General features: G+C 60.1%; 16 protein-coding genes and 1 pseudogene. 13 read left to right on the top strand and 4 right to left on the bottom strand.

Going from position 1 to position 16,123, the window contains the following annotated elements; translation table 11 throughout:
- Positions 1-159 (top strand): aldehyde dehydrogenase family protein (locus tag AB4Z53_RS26980; protein WP_441597761.1); only part of this gene is annotated, 159 nt, incomplete at its 5' end.
- A gap of 139 nt (positions 160-298) precedes the next feature.
- On the opposite strand, the gene AB4Z53_RS26975 is transcribed toward AB4Z53_RS26980, so the two are convergent.
- The gene (locus AB4Z53_RS26975) at positions 299-1,312 is read right to left on the bottom strand and encodes a helix-turn-helix domain-containing protein (RefSeq protein WP_441598699.1); all 1,014 of its coding nucleotides are present in this window, start codon (positions 1,310-1,312) and stop codon (positions 299-301) included.
- Positions 1,313-1,463: 151 nt separating this feature from the next.
- Between AB4Z53_RS26975 and AB4Z53_RS26970 the strand changes: the two genes are divergently transcribed.
- The 3 genes from AB4Z53_RS26970 (at position 1,464) to AB4Z53_RS26960 (ending at position 5,153) form a co-directional block, all read left to right on the top strand.
- Positions 1,464-2,030: an SMI1/KNR4 family protein gene (locus tag AB4Z53_RS26970; protein WP_441598697.1), complete on the top strand. Its 567-nt coding sequence runs from the start codon at positions 1,464-1,466 to the stop codon at positions 2,028-2,030.
- A 36-nt stretch (positions 2,031-2,066) separates the two neighbouring features.
- Positions 2,067-3,545 (top strand): DUF1254 domain-containing protein, encoded by a 1,479-nt coding sequence (locus AB4Z53_RS26965; RefSeq protein WP_441598695.1) that lies wholly within the window; start codon positions 2,067-2,069, stop codon positions 3,543-3,545.
- A gap of 66 nt (positions 3,546-3,611) precedes the next feature.
- Entirely contained in the window at positions 3,612-5,153 is a 1,542-nt protein-coding gene (locus AB4Z53_RS26960) for a DUF1254 domain-containing protein (RefSeq protein WP_441598693.1), read from the top strand.
- A 174-nt stretch (positions 5,154-5,327) separates the two neighbouring features.
- Here the strand turns inward: AB4Z53_RS26960 and AB4Z53_RS26955 are convergent, their stop codons facing one another.
- Together AB4Z53_RS26955 and AB4Z53_RS26950 are read right to left on the bottom strand one after the other, a co-directional pair.
- Positions 5,328-5,570, bottom strand: a complete 243-nt coding sequence (locus AB4Z53_RS26955; protein ID WP_113535802.1) for a helix-turn-helix domain-containing protein — start codon at positions 5,568-5,570, stop codon at positions 5,328-5,330.
- A 160-nt stretch (positions 5,571-5,730) separates the two neighbouring features.
- Positions 5,731-5,964, bottom strand: a pseudogene (locus AB4Z53_RS26950) (hypothetical protein); the annotation flags it as partial.
- 128 nt (positions 5,965-6,092) lie between these two features.
- Between AB4Z53_RS26950 and AB4Z53_RS26945 the strand changes: the two are divergent.
- On the top strand, positions 6,093-7,349 hold the full coding sequence (locus tag AB4Z53_RS26945) for an arsenic transporter (protein WP_441598691.1): 1,257 nt from the start codon (positions 6,093-6,095) through the stop codon (positions 7,347-7,349).
- Positions 7,350-7,464: 115 nt separating this feature from the next.
- Here the strand turns inward: AB4Z53_RS26945 and AB4Z53_RS26940 are convergent, their stop codons facing one another.
- Positions 7,465-7,932, bottom strand: coding sequence for an Lrp/AsnC family transcriptional regulator (locus tag AB4Z53_RS26940; protein WP_441598689.1), 468 nt, complete (start codon positions 7,930-7,932; stop codon positions 7,465-7,467).
- Positions 7,933-8,104: 172 nt separating this feature from the next.
- Here AB4Z53_RS26940 and AB4Z53_RS26935 point away from each other — a divergent pair, with 172 nt between their 5' ends.
- The 8 genes from AB4Z53_RS26935 to AB4Z53_RS26900 all read left to right on the top strand — a co-directional run bounded on the left by AB4Z53_RS26935 (position 8,105) and on the right by AB4Z53_RS26900 (position 16,107).
- A complete protein-coding gene (locus tag AB4Z53_RS26935; RefSeq protein ID WP_441598687.1) occupies positions 8,105-9,169 on the top strand; it encodes a homoserine dehydrogenase in 1,065 nt (354 codons plus the stop codon).
- Complete coding sequence (locus AB4Z53_RS26930; protein ID WP_441598685.1) at positions 9,166-10,575, top strand: aldehyde dehydrogenase family protein; 1,410 nt, start codon at positions 9,166-9,168, stop codon at positions 10,573-10,575. The genes AB4Z53_RS26935 and AB4Z53_RS26930 overlap by 4 nt, the downstream gene beginning before the upstream one ends.
- A gap of 127 nt (positions 10,576-10,702) precedes the next feature.
- Positions 10,703-11,482: an ABC transporter ATP-binding protein gene (locus tag AB4Z53_RS26925; RefSeq protein WP_113535795.1), complete on the top strand. Its 780-nt coding sequence runs from the start codon at positions 10,703-10,705 to the stop codon at positions 11,480-11,482.
- 39 nt (positions 11,483-11,521) lie between these two features.
- Positions 11,522-12,292 (top strand): transporter substrate-binding domain-containing protein, encoded by a 771-nt coding sequence (locus AB4Z53_RS26920; protein WP_058328397.1) that lies wholly within the window; start codon positions 11,522-11,524, stop codon positions 12,290-12,292.
- A 108-nt stretch (positions 12,293-12,400) separates the two neighbouring features.
- On the top strand, positions 12,401-13,123 hold the full coding sequence (locus tag AB4Z53_RS26915) for an ABC transporter permease subunit (protein WP_113535794.1): 723 nt from the start codon (positions 12,401-12,403) through the stop codon (positions 13,121-13,123).
- Positions 13,124-13,134: 11 nt separating this feature from the next.
- Positions 13,135-13,824, top strand: a complete 690-nt coding sequence (locus tag AB4Z53_RS26910; RefSeq protein ID WP_291162298.1) for an ABC transporter permease — start codon at positions 13,135-13,137, stop codon at positions 13,822-13,824.
- A 31-nt stretch (positions 13,825-13,855) separates the two neighbouring features.
- Complete coding sequence (gene dapA, locus AB4Z53_RS26905; RefSeq protein ID WP_441598681.1) at positions 13,856-14,734, top strand: 4-hydroxy-tetrahydrodipicolinate synthase; 879 nt, start codon at positions 13,856-13,858, stop codon at positions 14,732-14,734.
- Between the two features lie 152 nt (positions 14,735-14,886).
- Positions 14,887-16,107: a trans-sulfuration enzyme family protein gene (locus tag AB4Z53_RS26900; protein ID WP_441598701.1), complete on the top strand. Its 1,221-nt coding sequence runs from the start codon at positions 14,887-14,889 to the stop codon at positions 16,105-16,107.
- Positions 16,108-16,123 lie beyond the last annotated feature (16 nt).

Below are 16,123 nucleotides of genomic sequence, written 5' to 3'. Positions count from 1 at the left end.
GCGGAAGCCGGCATGGTGATGGTCAACCTGCCGACCGCGGGCGTCGATTTCCACGTGCCCTTCGGCGGCCGCAAAGGCTCGTCCCACGGCTCGCGCGAGCAGGGCCGCTACGCCGCCGAATTCTACACAACCGTCAAGACGGCCTACACGCTCGCGTGAGGCGAGCCGCCAGGGAGACCGGGGCGGCCACTCATTCCCAAGTCGAGAATGGCGGGGTCGACGGTTCAATTCCCTTCAAGGCGAGGGAATCGTCTCGCAGACGCTGAGAAACGTGCCAAGCAGCAAATAGTTCAACCTCCTATGACGGAAGTTGCCTTATCCAATCGTCGAATCCAGCGTGTGGGGCCTGCACCGCCAGACCCATATCCGTTCGCCCGTCTGATTTCACCGATTGCCTAAGGTCACGTGCGCTCTGCCCGAACTGCTGCTTGAAGACACGCGCGAAATGATCGCCTCTCAAAAATCCGAAGTCGGCCGCAATGTCTGAGATGCGGCGCGTATCGCTGGGGTTGGCCAAAATCGACCTGATCCGCTCGAGTCGACGGCTTTGGATGTAACGGAGCACGCCACCTTCCGATTCGAACAAGCGGTAAAGCGTCCGGCGCGACACGCCAACAATGTTGCAAATCGCATCGACGTCTAGCGTGCTGGCGTCGAGGTGAGCCTCGATATAGCGTTTCGCGCGACGCAGCAGCACGAGCTCGAGGCCGGGGCGCGCAGCCTCCGCATTGACAAGCGAGGGAGCGAGGCAAGCCGCTAGCATCTGGCATGTGGCTTCTGCCAAAGCGGTTTCATCGCCGACGGGCAAGGTTGGCAGTCGTCGGGCCAGCATGTCGATGTATTCGGCGAGAAGCAGAGAGTGGGGGCCGACCGGGGCTGATCCATGAAGCGCGCCCAGGTTAGGAAGTCGGTCTTCGATAAGCGACCTCGGAAGGAACAGGGCGACGAGATGGCAGTCGGGTTCGTCACTGATCAGGCCGGCGGAAAGATCGAGCACGGACACCTGGCCCGCTGTCCCGACGAACTCGCCACCGGTCGTATCCGCTCTCCACCCGCCAGTCCGGTAGAGATTCAGCACAAAGTGGTCCATGCCGTCTTTGCGGGTTCTGGCAGCCGATCTCGTGTAGCGTTGCGCGCCGAGCATGGCATCGGTGACGACCATGTCGCCCAACTGGAAGGCCTCTACGCTCGCGTGGAACGGTGAGTCGCTGTCTTCAGGTCGCTCGACATCGAAGACGACATCGATGCTCTCGCGCCAGGTGTCAAAGTCCTGGCTGGAAAAATGGGTGCTCTCGATGGTCGAATTACGCATCGGGAATCCGTCCTGAATTCACCTCAAGATTGGCACGCTCAGTCAAGTTTTGGCACGGATATGGTCTTGAGCCTAGAGGGGCGGGGCCTATTCTCGGTCGCGAAAGCCGATTGCAGGGAAACCGAGAGTTTAGCGCCTCCGAGGATACCCCATGCCGAGCCTACTGGAACCTGTTCTGGCACTGAAGCGCATTGAAGCCTGGGTCGTCGGCAACCATCCGGATCGCCTGCCGTTTTTGAGAGCAGGCGCGGATCCCGGAGCCATCCAGCGTGTCGAAGCCAGGTTCGGGAGAAGGCTGCCAACTGAGATCCGGCAATTGTATGCCGCCCACGATGGCCAGCCGGCAGGCAGTCCCGCGCTATACCTCAATCAGCGCTGGCTGCCGCTCGATCTCGTCGTCGTCGCTTGGGAGGACCTGTGTCTGAGATATCGCGACACGGCCCTTCCGTCAGCCGGCGCTTGTGGCAAGGGTCCGGGAAAGCCGTTTTGGTCGGAAAGCTGGCTTCCGCTCTTCGGCAGTCCGCGCGGCGACCACTACTGCATCGATCTCCGTCCCGAACCTCCGGACAAGTACGGTCAGGTCCTGTGGTTTCTCTATGACGAGCCGGATCGTCCGGTCATCGCCCAAAGCATCGCCGAGCTCGTTTCACGGATCGCCTTCGGGCTCAGCGTGGGACGTTGGACGTTGGACGACGGCTATGACGGATTGAGTGATTAAACCGCGCTCATGCGCTTAATATTTGGAGAGATGATAATGAGACTGAAAACGATATTACTGGTCGCGGCAGCGACGTCTCTTCTTTCAACCGCTTCGGTCCTGGCACAGCAGGCGGCCGCGCCGCCTCTGGTCGAGCAGATCAACAACGGCAAGTGGCTGGACAAGACGGAAGCCGAAAACCTGCTCGACGAACTCTATTACCAGTGCGCCATTCACGCCTACATGACCATGCAGCCGGCGCTGAACGTCATCGGCATGCGCGACGGATCGGAGGCCGAATTCGGCAAGGGCTACAATGTGCTGCCGATCTGGAAGGACCGGATGGATGCGCGCGCCTGGGTGCCGACGCCAAATGCCGACGTGATCTATTCGATGAACTACCTGGACCTCAAGGAAACCGGGCCGCTGGTCATCGCCGCCCCGCCAAACGTCATCGGCATGTTCACCGACTTCTTCCAGCGCACGATCACCGATGTCGGCGCCGTCGGCCCGGACCGGGCGCGTGGCGGCCTTTACCTGCTGTTGCCGCCGGGCTACGACGGCGAGGTGCCAAAGGGCTATTTCACCTTCACCTCGCCCACCTACAATGTCTTCCTGTTCTTCCGCACGATCATGAGCAAGGGCGAAAACGGCCCCGATCCGGCGCCCGCCGTCAAGCTGGCCGAGCAGACCCGCATCTATCCGCTGTCGGCAACGGAGAAGGACGTCAAGCCGATGGAGTTTCCGAACGGCTCCGGCAAGCGCATCAACATGATGTACCCGGTCGACAACACCTACTGGACCAAGCTCAAGGACTTCGTCGACTACGAGCCGGTTTCGGCGATCGATCCGGAGCTTCGTGGCGTGCTCGCCTCGATCGGTATCGTCAAGGGCCAGCCGTTCAAACCGACGACGAAACAGCAGGAACTTCTGAAGAAGGCGGTCGAGACTGCGCCGAGGATGATTATGGCACTGCGCCAGACCGACCGTCCCGACGAGCGCAACAAGTATTACAAGGACCGGCAGTACCAGAATGTCTGGGGCGGAGCGACGGCGGAATGGCTGCAGGACAGCTACCTCGACGTCAACCAGCGCGCGACCTATTTCCAGGTCGCCTATTCCTCGGCGCCGGCCATGGTGATGCGCACGCTCGACGCCGGCTCCAAATATCCGACAGCGCTGAAGGATGCCGACGGCGATTTCCTCAACGGCTCCAACGCCTACAGGCTGCACCTGCCGCCGAACCCGCCGGCGAGACTCTTCTGGGCGGTCACAGCCTACAACATCACCGATGGCACGATGCCCGAGACGAAGCAGTTGCTGCCGTCGATCAACGCCTTCAACAAGGTCAAGACCAATGCCGACGGCTCGGTCGATCTCTATTTCGGCCGGACCAAGCCCGCGGATGCACCGGACTCGAACTTTATCCAGACGGTGCCCGACCGCAACTTCCTGGCCACCGTCCGGCTCTACGGAACCGGCACGGAGTTCTTCGACCAGACCTGGAAGCCGGATGATCTGGTGAAGGTGAAGTGATGTTGGGTGGCGCGTCACGCGCGCCCCTTCTCTCATTCCAATCCGTGACTTTTTGAGGAACTGTCCATGAAAACCACATCAGGCAAGAGCCCGGAGATCAACCGGCGCGACATGATGAAGGGTGGCCTTGGCGTCGCTTCGCTGGCCGCACTCGGCGCAGGCGCAACGCTTCCTGCCGCCTCGCTGGTCGCCTCCGCCGGCCAGGCCCAGGCGCAGGACGCGCCGGCGTCCGCGTCTCGAAGCTTCGCCGAGTTGGCCAACCCATCCAGCGACGTCAAGATGCAGCCGGCCTACGCCGCGATCGTCGCTCGCCAGGCCTATATTTGGGCGTGGCCGATGGTGAACATGATCAATCGCCGGACAGCCATCACGAAGGCACCACACGCCGGCAAGCTCAATGGCGTGCTCCCCGCCGCACCGCTCAGCGAGGTCGCGATGCTCAGCGACTATATCGATCCGGCGCAGACCTTCATCGCCTGCCCGAACCAGGACGTCGTCTACGGCCTCGGTTTCTTCGATCTCGACAAAGAGCCCGTCGTGGCACAGGTGCCGGATTTCGGCGACCGTTTCTGGGTCTATGCACTTTATGATGCCAGGACCGATCAGTTCGCCGATCTCGGAAAACCCTATGGCAGCAAGCCCGGCTTCTACCTGCTGGTCGGCCCGAACTGGAAGGGCGACACCCCGAAGGGCATTACCGGCGTGTTCCGCTCGCCAACGTCGCTCGCCAACGGCATTCCGCGCGTCTTCCAAGACGACACGCCGGAGGACAAGGCAGCCATCCAGGAAAAGATCGACCAGATCGTCTTCTATCCGCTCGCCAAATTCGACGGCACGATGAAAACCGTGGACTGGAGCGAGGCGCCGGACATCCCGGGCCCCAAGTCGGAGGGCAAGGCCGAAACGAAATGGGTGATTCCCGAAAACTTCTTCGATCAGCTTCCGGAGGTTCTGGAGATCGTCGCGCCGCAAGCGGGTGAGGAGGCGATGTACGCCCAGTTCCGGCAATTGCTCGATGCGGCATCCAAGGACCCGGAACTCAAGAAACGGCTGGTCGAGGAAGCAGTCGCCACCGAAAAGGAGGTCATCCAGCTCTTCCACCGCTGGGAGCACAACGGCGTGCCCGCCGGCAACGGCTGGAACCGCTCGCTGAACAATGCCCGGTGGGGTGTCGATTACTTCGACCGTACCGGCACGGCGAAATCCAACATGTTCGACAACAAGCCGAACGAAACCCAATATTTCTACACGGACTACGACGACGCCGGAAAGGAACTCGAAGGCTCCAAGACCTATGCGATCACCTTTGCCGCCGGCGAGGAGCCGCCGGTCAATGGGTTCTGGTCGCTGACGCTCTACACCGCAGAGCATTTTTTCCATCCGAACGATCTCAAGCGCTACTCGCTCGGCACCAAGAACAAGAGCCTGAAGCGCAATGCCGACGGCTCGTTGACCCTTTATGCCGGCGCGAAAAGCCCCGGCGCCGACAAGGAGAGCAACTGGCTTCCGGCGCCGGACGGAGCCTTCTCGCTCTATATCCGTGCCTATTGGGGTAAGGACGCGATCATCGACGGCTCGTGGCAGCCGCCGAAGATCGCGGTGGCGTAGCCCTACTTAAGTTCCTCGGGATTGCGTATTGCGTACAGGGTCCGGTGTGCAAGCCGGGCTCTGATCGCTTCTTGACCCACGCCACTTGAACCGATCATGCAATGTTCCCGATCTGTGCGCTTAGTATCGCATAATGTATCGAGTGGAATGCCAATCAGGGGGCGATGACTGCGGTCATCCCTTGATGCGCTTGAGCTCAACCAGTGCGTCGAGAGGGTCGAAGTCTAAGAGGTCGGCGAACTCCAGGAACTCGACGACGTCCACGCGACGTTGGCCACTTTCAAGGCGCGCCACAAAGGACTGATACTCCCCCAACTTTGCCGCAAGTTCTGTTTGCGTGAGTCCTGCGGCCTCACGCTTTGCGATAAGTAGCGCGATCAGCGCTCTATGCCGTGCCGTACCGAGAGTCTTGGCCACGATTTTCCCACCAGCCTTGAGATGGGGGCTTCATTTATATCTGATTTTCAGTTATCTTAAATTCAGATAATTTCCGCGACTCCGGGATTGCTCAATGGAACTTCGCTTCATATAGCACTAGGTGCTACACCTATCAAATTGTCGGGAAAGATTGCGGAGACTATGCTGCTTCCGATACCTGATTCAAAATCCTGGCAGCAAGCGCCGCTTTGTCTGCGTAAGGAAACGACCGCAGTTCTTGGCGACCATCTCCGGCGTATCCTGGATGGCGTTGCTTGCCTGCTTGTAGGACCCGGTTTGCTTCAGGATATGGGGTGGCTAAAACTCTCGGTGGCGCCGCGACCGGTGTACGGACTATCGACGCGTGGCGTTGGATCGCAGTCCGCCAAGCCTGAACGGCGTTGCCGCGTGTGATGTCGCAGCCTTCATTGTTGAACCGAAGATCATTGCTTCGCCGCACAATAACGATATGGATGCCGCGAGTATGTCGGTATCAGGGCCGAAATTGGGTTTGGAAATACGATGAATGCACTTGCCATGACCTGGGGTGTAGCCGGACTGACTGCGCTCGGCGTCATCACCCGRCCCTTTGCCTGGCCGGAAGCGATATGGGCTGTCGGTGGCGCCCTGCTGCTCGTAGGGCTTGGTCTGATTGGCCCTGCCGAGGCGTGGATCGGTGTCGCAAAGGGTATCGACGTTTATCTTTTCCTGATCGGCATGATGCTACTTTCCGAACTCGCACGTCAGGAAGGACTGTTCGATTGGCTTGCTTCGATCACGACCACACGTGCCAAGGGCTCGTCTAGGAGGCTGTTCGTTCTGATTTTCGCCGTCGGCGTTATAGTCACTGCGTTACTGTCGAACGACGCAACGGCGGTGGTTTTGACGCCAGCCGTATATGCGGCCTGCAAGGCAGCCAAGGTGCGCGATCCCATGCCACATCTGCTCATCTGTGCTTTCATCGCCAATGCAGCGAGCTTCGTTTTTCCGATCTCAAATCCGGCCAATCTGGTGATTTTCGGGGGCGGCAATATGCCGCCGCTTTCGCGCTGGCTCGCAATCTTTGGTCTGCCTGCGATTGCGTCCATTTTTGTGACGTTCCTGGCATTGTACTGGACCCAGCGCTCGGTCATCAGAGCCGATAGCGTTGCCTTCGATATACAGGCTGTGCCGTTGTCAGCGAGCGGGAAGCTGGCTGGCTTTGCCTTGTGTGGCACGGCCGCCATCCTGCTTGCCGCCTCGGTACTGCATTTCGATCTCGGTTTGCCAACGTTTCTTGCCGGGTGCGTGGCAACGGCCGCGGTCTTGCTCATCACCCGGCAAAGTCCTGTGGGGACGATAAAGGGGGTTTCGTGGAGCGTTTTGCCGCTGGTCGCCGGATTGTTTATCGTCGTCGAGGCATTGAACCAGTCGGGACTGATCAACAATCTTTCGCAATACCTTTCCCAGAATGCTTCGACATCTCCGACCTGGTCTGTCGCTGGCGCTGGCGTGCTGGTAGCTCTGCTTTCCAATCTCGTAAACAACCTGCCGGCCGGGCTGGTCGCTGGAAGTGCCGTTCAACTGGCTGATGTCTCCGACAAGGTCGCTGGCGGGGTGCTGATCGGCGTCGATCTCGGCCCAAACCTTTGCGTCACCGGCTCGCTGGCCACGATACTCTGGCTTACAGCACTTCGCCGCGAGGGGCTGGAGATCGGAGCATGGGCCTTCATGAGGATCGGCTTCGTCGTCATGGTGCCGTCGCTCGTCGCATCATTGACCGTCCTTGCGTTGCAATAGCGGGATCAAATCCTGATGCCCGGGTACGAAAGCATCCGTAAACGGGCGGATCTTCGACACGTTCACAATCGTATACGTCCGCGGCCTGCGTCCTGTGGACGCGGGAGCGCTTGGACTAGCCTTCGACCGGTACGAACATTCCGAGCTTAATGTCTTTCAGCACGACATTGGTGTGGATGCGCTTGATCTGCGGGTTTTCTGACATCAAATTGGCCGTGATCTCGTCGTACTGACCCACATCCCGGGCAGTAATGATGGCGATTAAGTCCACTGCACCGGTCACGTAGTAGACCTGCTGAATGTGCTCCTGCTTGGCAAGCCAGACGCGAAACTTCGACAGGGCGTCGTAGTTCTCCCGTTCAATCTCCATTCCGGCGATAAACGTCATCGGATTTCCGGCGACCTTGCGGTCGATGAGGGCAATCTCGGCGGTAATGATGTTTAAGTCCCGCATCCGTTTCAGGCGCCGTTGCACGGCTGATGCGGACAGCCCTACTAAGTCGCCGATGGCCTCCGCCTTCATCTGGCAGTCAACCTGAACGATGCTCAAAATCCTGCGATCGAAATCGTCAATCGGTTCCATTCTCTCATCCTAGGCATTTTCGTGGCCGCCTCTGCACTACCACGCTTCTGCCACATTTGCGCAGTTGTCACGCTCCCTTGTCAAAGCGGCCAGATCTTTGGCCATTTCGGCACCTTCCTGCTGGGATTGGCGGCCGGCATGCTCTTCTCATCGCCCAGGATGAGGAACCGACATGGTACAGTACAACATAGCTCTTATCGGATTCGGTGGAGTGAACCGCGCCCTCGCGCAGCTCGTGGCCGAGCGAAACGACCTCTGGCAGTCGGAACTCGGCTTCCGGCTCAACATTGTCGCAGTGACCGATCTCAACCTTGGCTCCGTCGTGTCGCGAAACGGCATTGACGCACGAATGCTCGTCGAGACCAATTTCGAGAGGGGCGGTTTCGCCAGGCTTTCCGGTGGATCCGCGGAAGCTGACAACGAAAGGGTCATCCGCCAGGCGCCTGCAGACATCGTTGTTGAAGCCACATTCACGAACCCCCATGACGGAGAGCCGGCCGTTTCCCATTGCCGCTGGGCGCTCGAGAGCAGCAAGCATATTGTAACCACCAATAAGGGTCCGGTGGCGCTTGCAGCCGCCGACCTCAAGGCGCTGGCTGGTCGTAACCGGGTCCATTTCGAGTATGAGGGGGCCGTCATGAGCGGAACACCCGTCATACGCCTGGCGAAGAACGCACTTGCCGGGGCTGGCCTCGGTGGATTTGAAGGCATCCTCAACGGCACCTCGAACTTCGTCCTCGGTCGCATGGAGGCTGGACTCGGTTTTACCGAGGCGGTTCAAGAGGCGCAGGCGCTTGGTTACGCCGAGGCCGATCCGACCGCTGATGTTGAAGGCTACGACGTTCGTCTCAAGGTAGTCATTCTGGCAAATGAACTGCTGGGCGCAGTGCTCAAACCGGCTGATGTCTCTTGTGAAGGAATTTCCGCGCTCACCACCGTGGACATCGAGGCAGCCGCCAAAGAGGGATACCGGTGGAAGCTGATCGGTTCAGCAGCGCGTCTCGAGAATGGTAGCGTCGAGGCATCGGTCGCGCCGCGCCGTCTGCCGTTCGCGCACCCGCTCGCGGGAGTGAGTGGCGCTATCAACGCGGTCTCCTTCACCACTGAGATGCTCGGTTCAGTAACGGTAACGGGTCCGGGAGCTGGCCGGATCGAGACCGCTTATGCTCTTCTCTCGGATATCATTGCTATCCACCGCTCAGCCTCGGCCGGTTCGATCAAGGAGGCCGCGGAATGACAAACGTCAAGCTTCAGGTTACCCCGACTGCGGAATCGATCGACGTTTTCAATCCTTATGACGGCACAGTTGTCGGAAGCGTCAGAGCCAGCACGTCCGATGACGTTGTCGCCCTACTTGAACGTGCCAAGCGGGGGGCGGTGGTGTCGCGAACGCTGCCCAGGCACCGCCGGGCCGCCGTTCTTGAAGGAGCAGCGCGGCTCGTCTTGGAGCAACTGGAGGATTTCGCTCGCACGATTGTCTGCGAGGCGGGCAAAACGATTACGCAGGCCCGCAAGGAGGCATCGCGTTGCGTGAACACGCTGAAGCTCTCTGCGGAGGAATCCAAGCGCAACGCCGGCGAGATCATTCCGTTCGACGCCTACGCGGGCTCCGAGGCGCGCCAAGGCTGGTTCACACGCGAACCGCTTGGAATCATTGCCGCCATCACCCCCTACAATGATCCGTTGAACCTGGTTGCGCACAAGCTTGGCCCGGCAATCGCGGGCGGCAATTCGGTGCTTCTGAAGCCATCGGAGCTTGCCCCGCTCTCCGCCCTCAAGCTGGTTGAGACGTTGATCGAAGCGGGCCTGCCGGAGGACATCGTCACTGTCGCTGTCGGCGGCGCGGATCTCGGGCGCGCCATTGTCTCAGCCCGCGATGTCCGCATGGTGTCGTTCACCGGTGGCTTTGCGACCGGCGAGGCGATCACGCGTACGGCCGGTCTGAAAAAGCTCGCAATGGACCTTGGCGGCAATGCTCCGGTAATCGTCATGGCGGACAGCGACGTTCAAAAGGCGGTGGATGGCTGCATTTCGGGCGCATACTGGGCCGCCGGCCAGAACTGCATCGGCACGCAACGCATTCTCGTTCAAGCCGCCTGCTATGAAGAGTTCCGAGGGGCATTTGTCGCCGGCACCAGCGGCCTTCGTGCTGGAGACCCGCGCCTTGAAAGTACCGATGTCGGCCCCATGATTTCCGCCGCCGCGGCCGAACGGACCGAAAAGGCCGTGGAAAGAGCTCTATCTGCTGGCGCAAAGCTACTCTGCGGCCATCGCCGCGAAGGGGCCATCTACCACCCAACCGTGCTTGAAGGCGTCCCGCGCGACAATTGTCTCTGGAAGGAGGAGGTTTTCGCACCAGTTGCGATCCTCGAGCACTTTGAGACGCTTGCGGACGCGATCCGACTGGCGAACGAACCGGACTACAGCCTGCACGCCGGCGTCTTCACCAACAATCTTGCCGTGGCCCTTGAGGCCGCAGCCGGTATCGAGGCCGGTGGAGTCATGATCAACGATTCCTCCGACTACCGGTTTGACGCCATGCCGTTCGGAGGCTTCAAGCACGGCAGCATGGGCCGCGAAGGCGTGCGCTTTGCCTATGAGGACATGACCCAACCCAAGGTGATCTGCATTAACGGGCAGTGACGCGGAAAAGCGGCGGCGGCCAGCGGCATGCCGCGGAAAAAATCCTCAAAAAGATACGATTGTGCGGCAACGCCGCGCAAGCGATTGCTAAATTGCGCCCTAACAAGCCACGAAGAGTGGGGAACCAATGACAGCCAGCATTTCAGGCGCACTGCGCGTCGACGACGTACACAAGAGTTACGGAACCCACGAGGTGCTGAAAGGCGTTTCACTTGCCGCGGGCAAGGGGGATGTCGTCTCGCTGATCGGGTCGTCAGGATCCGGCAAGAGCACCTTCCTTCGCTGCATCAACTTTCTGGAGGTCCCGGACCGCGGCCGTTTCGTCATCAACGGTGAGGAAGTTCTGATGAAGACTGGATCGGCCGGTCGCGTACATCCTGCCAACTGGCGGCAAGTGGAGCGCATCCGGACCGGTCTCGGCATGGTTTTCCAGAGCTTTAATCTTTGGGCACACATGACTGTCCTTGAGAATGTCATCGAAGCGCCAGTCCACGTGCTCGGGATGAGCCGCAGGCAGGCGACCGAGAAAGCTGAAGCGCTGCTGCATAGAGTTGGGCTCTACGAAAAACGCCACGTCTACCCCGCCTTCATGTCAGGTGGGCAGCAGCAGCGCGCATCAATAGCGCGGGCACTGTGCGTGGATCCGTCGGTGATGCTGTTTGACGAACCGACGTCAGCTCTTGATCCCGAACTCGTTGGTGAAGTCCTCAAGGTCATCCGAGATCTCGCGGAAGAGGGCCGTACGATGCTGCTCGTAACGCATGAGATGAAGTTCGCGCGCGACGTCTCAAGCCACGTGATGTTCCTGCATCAAGGCCGCGTCGAGGAAGAGGGAAAACCGGAGCAAATCTTTGGCGCTCCGATCAGCGCCCGGTGTCGCGAATTCACGAGCTCGTCACGCCATTGAGCGTGGCCGTGCACCAACCAATAACGAAAGGGAACTGACATGAAGACCGCAATTTACCTTATTGCCGGAGCAGCTCTTCTCGCCTCGGGTGCCGGCGCGAGTGCGGAAGTGCGCTTCGGCATCATGAACGAAGCCTATCCGCCGTTCTTTACCAAGGACGCGTCGGGCAAATGGATCGGCTGGGAAATCGATCTGATGGATGCGATCTGTGCCGAAATGAAGGAAAGCTGCTCGGTCGTTGACATGTCTTGGGATGGGCTTATTCCCGGTCTTCAGTCAAAGAAATTCGACGTCATCTGGTCTTCCATGTCGATCACGGATGAACGCAAGAAAACAATCGCCTTCACGAACAAGTACTACAACACACCAAGCAAACTGATCGGTGCACAAGACGGCATAAGCGGTACCACCGCCAATGACGTCGCCGGCAAAACGATTGCCATCCAGGTATCCACGGTCCAGACCGAATACTACAAGAAGCACTTTGCGAGCGTGGCCGACGAGAAGACATATGCCACGCTGGATGAGGCTTTCCAGGACCTCTCAGTCGGCCGCGTCGACTACGTGTTCGGCGACTCCATTCCGCTGATGACATTCCTTGGATCGGATTTTGGCAAGGATTGTTGCGAGGACAAGGGTAATGTCCAGGATGACCCTGATGTTCTGGGGCAAGGAATCGGCGGCGGATTGCGCAAAGAAGATGTCGAGCTGCTCGCCAGGTTGAACGCCGCTATCGCAGCCATTCGAGCTAACGGAAAATACGCCGAGATTTCCAAGAAGTATTTCAACTTCGATCCCTACGGCGAATAGCCGACGTAGCGGGCGTCAAGGCGACCCGCTGTTCCGCCGATTGCACCCTCTCAACGACAAAGCGTTCGAGCCCAATGATCCTGCTCGGACGCCGCGGAGCTGTTGTTCATGCAGACAAGCTTATCCATTTTCGAACTGCTTTCGCCCAGCCCACCGGGATGGGGTGGGGTGCTGCTTTCGGGCGCGGCCTCGACTGTTATGATTTCGCTCGGAGCGTATGTGGTCGGCATATTGATCGGGCTCGCGGCTGCGGCTGGCAAACTCAAGGGGAGCCGTGCTGTCGCCACCTTGCTTGATCTTTATACGACGGCCGTGCGCGCCATCCCGGAACTGATCCTGATCATTGGCCTCTATTATGCCGGGACGGATGGCATCAACAGGCTGCTTTCCGCACTCGGCTTCCCGCCAATCGAAATCAACGGCTTCCTCGCCGCTGTTCTTGTGCTCGGGGTCGTGCAGGGCGCCTACATGACCGAGGTGCTGCGCGGTGCAATCCTTGCCATTCCCGCGGGCCAGATCGAAGCCGCGAGCGCCTTCGGCATGCGACCCTGGCTGCGCTTCCGCCGGATCGTTCTGCCGGCGTTAATGCCCAATGCAATCCCCGGCATGGCCAATCTCTGGATGTCGGTCACCAAGGACAGTGCGTTGATCGCCGTTGTCGGCTATCAGGAACTGGCGCTTGCAACACGTCTCGCCGCTGGAAACACCAAACATTATTTCCTGTTCTTCCTTGCCGCTGCCGCAATCTATCTGGCGATCACGGTCGCCTCCAATGTCGTGTTCGCTAGCCTGGAGACCCATTTCCGGCGCGGGCAGGCAAGACCAGCCTGAGGAGACGCACAATGGATTTTTCTTGGGTCTCCAATTATTGGCCGCTCATTGCCGCAGGCGCGTTACAGACGATACTTCTGCTCTTCATTTCGGTCAGTCTCGGCTTCGTTCTGGCGATCGGCCTTGCGCTCGCGCAAGTGAGCGGTCCCCATTGGCTGCGATGGTGCGCAAAAGCCTACTGCACGTGCTTGCGTGGTACGCCCCTGCTCATCCAATTGTGGCTGCTCTACTACGGCGTCGGGTCTTTGCTGCCTATGATCCCCGGCCTGCGCTCAAGCTACCTTTGGCCGATTGTGCGCGAGGGTTTCTTCTTCGCGGCGGTGAGCTTCACGCTGAATTACGCGGCCTACGAGGCGGAGGTGCTGCGCGGCGCGTTGCTCGCCGTTCCAAAGGGAGAACTGGAAGCCGGACGCGCCTTCGGCATGACGCGATGGACCCTTTTGCGGCGAATATGGCTGCCACGGGCGATCCGCATCGCCCTGCCGACGATCGCCGGCGAGGTGGTGCTCCAGCTGAAGGCGACACCGCTCGCCTTCACCGTCACCGTGATGGATCTCTATGCCGTCGCCTACAAGATCAGGCAGGACACGCTGCTCGTCTACGAGCCTCTGGTCGTCGTCACCGTCTTCTATGTCTGCCTCACCCTCATCATCACGCGCGCCTTCCGCATCGTCGAGATGCAGGTGCCGATACGGCGCTGACGCCGCCGGTAGAAGTTAAACGGAGATCGCGATGTTTAAAGGATCGATCACGGCGCTTGTCACGCCGTTTCAAGACGGGAAGGTTGATGAAGAGGCCTTCCGATCGCTCGTCGCTTGGCAGATTGCCGAAGGCACCCACGGTCTCGTCCCGTGCGGAACGACCGGAGAGAGCCCGACCCTTTCACACGCCGAGCACAAGCGCGTGGTTGAACTGACTGTGGAGATCGCAAGGGGACGGATCCCGGTGATCGCGGGCGCGGGATCCAACAGCACTGACGAGGCGATCGAATTTTCACGGCACGCGCAGGCAGCGGGCGCCGATGCTTTGCTTATCGTCGCGCCCTATTACAACAAACCGACGCAAGAGGGGCTCTACCAGCATTTCCGCGCCATTGACGCGGCGGTGTCCATTCCGATCATTGCATACAACATACCGCCGCGCAGCGTCATCGACGTCTCCGTGGAAACGCTTGCCCGTCTGGCACGGGATTGCCGAAACATAATCGGCGTCAAGGACGCCACCGCCAATCTCCTGCGTCCTTCGTTGGAACGCATGGCCTGCGGTCGAGAATTCAATCTGCTATCGGGCGAGGACGGCACAGCCATTGGCTACATGGCGCATGGTGGACACGGCTGCATATCCGTGACCGCAAATGTCGCGCCGCGACTTTGTGCGGAGTTCCAATCCGCGTGCCTTGCGGGTGACTTCCGTCGTGCGCTCGAGTTTCACGACCGCCTGATGCCACTGCACCGCGCGCTTTTCCTGGAAACAAACCCGGCGGGTCCGAAATATGCCCTCTGGCGCCAGGGGCGCATGCACCGGGAGGTACGCATGCCGCTCGTGACGGTGACCCCCGCTGTGGAGGCGGAAATCGATCATGCCCTGCGGCATGCCGGTCTTTTGGTCTGATCCGCCGATCTCGCGACTAGACCGTTTTACGCAGCACCGGGATGCGCGGCGAAAACGACGCCACCTTCCCTAGTCAGGGACTGAGTGCCCAGGAGGATACTGAGATGGTAACAAGACACCCAGCCTTTTTGGAGCGCGAGCCGCACGCGAATATGCGCATGCCCGGCGCAGCAACGGGTCTCAGTCCCGAAACCCTCGCTCTGACCGGCGGGCTCGTCATCGATCCCTCGACGAAGGCCATCGCCCCCAACGTTTCCATGTCCGTCAACAATGTGTTGACACCCGGTGACGGAGCTTTTTCCGCGGATGGGGTCGACGATCTGACCGCGCTGCCGTTCCTCTACGCGCGCTGGACCAATCCGACGGTGCGGCAGCTGGAGCAGCGGCTTGCCACACTCGAAGCCGCCGATGACGCGGTTGCCACGGCAACGGGCGTTGCGGCAATTGGCGCAACGTTCCTTACCTTCTTGAAGCAGGGCGACCACCTGATTGTGAGCGACGTTTGCTACGCCGGCGCCAACGAACTTGCCCGGCGCATATTGCCGGACTACGGCATTGAGGTGACGCCGGTGAACATGTCGCGCGCCGAGGAGGTCGCCGCCGCATTCCAGCCCAATACCAGGCTCGTCCACTGCGAAAGTCCGTGCAATCCGATCCTGCGGCTGACCGATCTTGCCGCCATCGCCGGCCTTGCGCAAAGGCACGGTGCTCTGATGTCGGTCGATTCAACGCTGGCCACTCCTGTGGCCACGCAGCCGCTGACACTTGGAGCCGATCTCGTCATCCATTCCCTGACGAAGTTTATCAACGGGCACGGCGATGCATTGGGTGGGGTCGTTTGCGGACGCAAGGAACTGGTGGAGAAAGTCCGCTCGCGCGCCGGCGTATATCTCGGCGCGGCAATGCCGGCCATGAACGCCTGGCTGATCCTGCGCGGCATCGACACGCTGTTTCCGCGCATGCGGACGATCTCTGACTCCGCGGCAAAGATCGCGACGTTCCTCCAAGATCATCCGACGGTGGCGGCTGTGGCCTACCCCGGCCTGCCTTCCCACCCGCAGCATGACTTGGCAAAGCGCCAGATGGATCTGTTCGGCGGGGTAGTGACCTTCCAGGTGCAAGATCCCGCGGCGATGTCCCGGAGGCTCGCCGAGCGCCTCAAGGTTGCTCACTATGCCTTCTCCCTCGGACATCAGCGCTCGATTGTCGTGCTGCTCGACACCCAAGAGATGATGAAATCGACCTACGGGCTCACTGGGGAGCAGCTTGCTGACTACCGTCGCTTCGCGGGGGACGGGGTGTTCCGGCTGTCGGTCGGTCTGGAAGCGACCGACGATCTTATTGCCGACCTCGACCAAGCTATCACCGCCTGATCCGGACTGCGGAGGA

The organism is Ensifer sp. 2TAB8 (genome assembly GCF_052115125.1).
In the GTDB taxonomy this organism is placed as follows: domain Bacteria; phylum Pseudomonadota; class Alphaproteobacteria; order Rhizobiales; family Rhizobiaceae; genus Ensifer.
Note: the sequence above shows the minus strand (reverse complement) of the source record. Positions and strands in the feature narration are given on the sequence as shown.

Coding starts and splice junctions, on each gene's coding strand:
- AB4Z53_RS26970 (WP_441598697.1), top strand. CDS start 1,464: ATGCCGAGCCTACTGGAACCTGTTCTGGCACTGAAGCGCATTGAAGCC.
- AB4Z53_RS26930 (WP_441598685.1), top strand. CDS start 9,166: ATGACAAACGTCAAGCTTCAGGTTACCCCGACTGCGGAATCGATCGAC.
- AB4Z53_RS26960 (WP_441598693.1), top strand. CDS start 3,612: ATGAAAACCACATCAGGCAAGAGCCCGGAGATCAACCGGCGCGACATG.
- AB4Z53_RS26975 (WP_441598699.1), bottom strand. CDS start 1,312: ATGCGTAATTCGACCATCGAGAGCACCCATTTTTCCAGCCAGGACTTT.
- AB4Z53_RS26920 (WP_058328397.1), top strand. CDS start 11,522: ATGAAGACCGCAATTTACCTTATTGCCGGAGCAGCTCTTCTCGCCTCG.
- AB4Z53_RS26935 (WP_441598687.1), top strand. CDS start 8,105: ATGGTACAGTACAACATAGCTCTTATCGGATTCGGTGGAGTGAACCGC.
- AB4Z53_RS26925 (WP_113535795.1), top strand. CDS start 10,703: ATGACAGCCAGCATTTCAGGCGCACTGCGCGTCGACGACGTACACAAG.
- AB4Z53_RS26965 (WP_441598695.1), top strand. CDS start 2,067: ATGAGACTGAAAACGATATTACTGGTCGCGGCAGCGACGTCTCTTCTT.
- AB4Z53_RS26915 (WP_113535794.1), top strand. CDS start 12,401: ATGCAGACAAGCTTATCCATTTTCGAACTGCTTTCGCCCAGCCCACCG.
- AB4Z53_RS26900 (WP_441598701.1), top strand. CDS start 14,887: ATGCGCATGCCCGGCGCAGCAACGGGTCTCAGTCCCGAAACCCTCGCT.
- AB4Z53_RS26940 (WP_441598689.1), bottom strand. CDS start 7,932: ATGGAACCGATTGACGATTTCGATCGCAGGATTTTGAGCATCGTTCAG.
- AB4Z53_RS26910 (WP_291162298.1), top strand. CDS start 13,135: ATGGATTTTTCTTGGGTCTCCAATTATTGGCCGCTCATTGCCGCAGGC.
- dapA (WP_441598681.1), top strand. CDS start 13,856: ATGTTTAAAGGATCGATCACGGCGCTTGTCACGCCGTTTCAAGACGGG.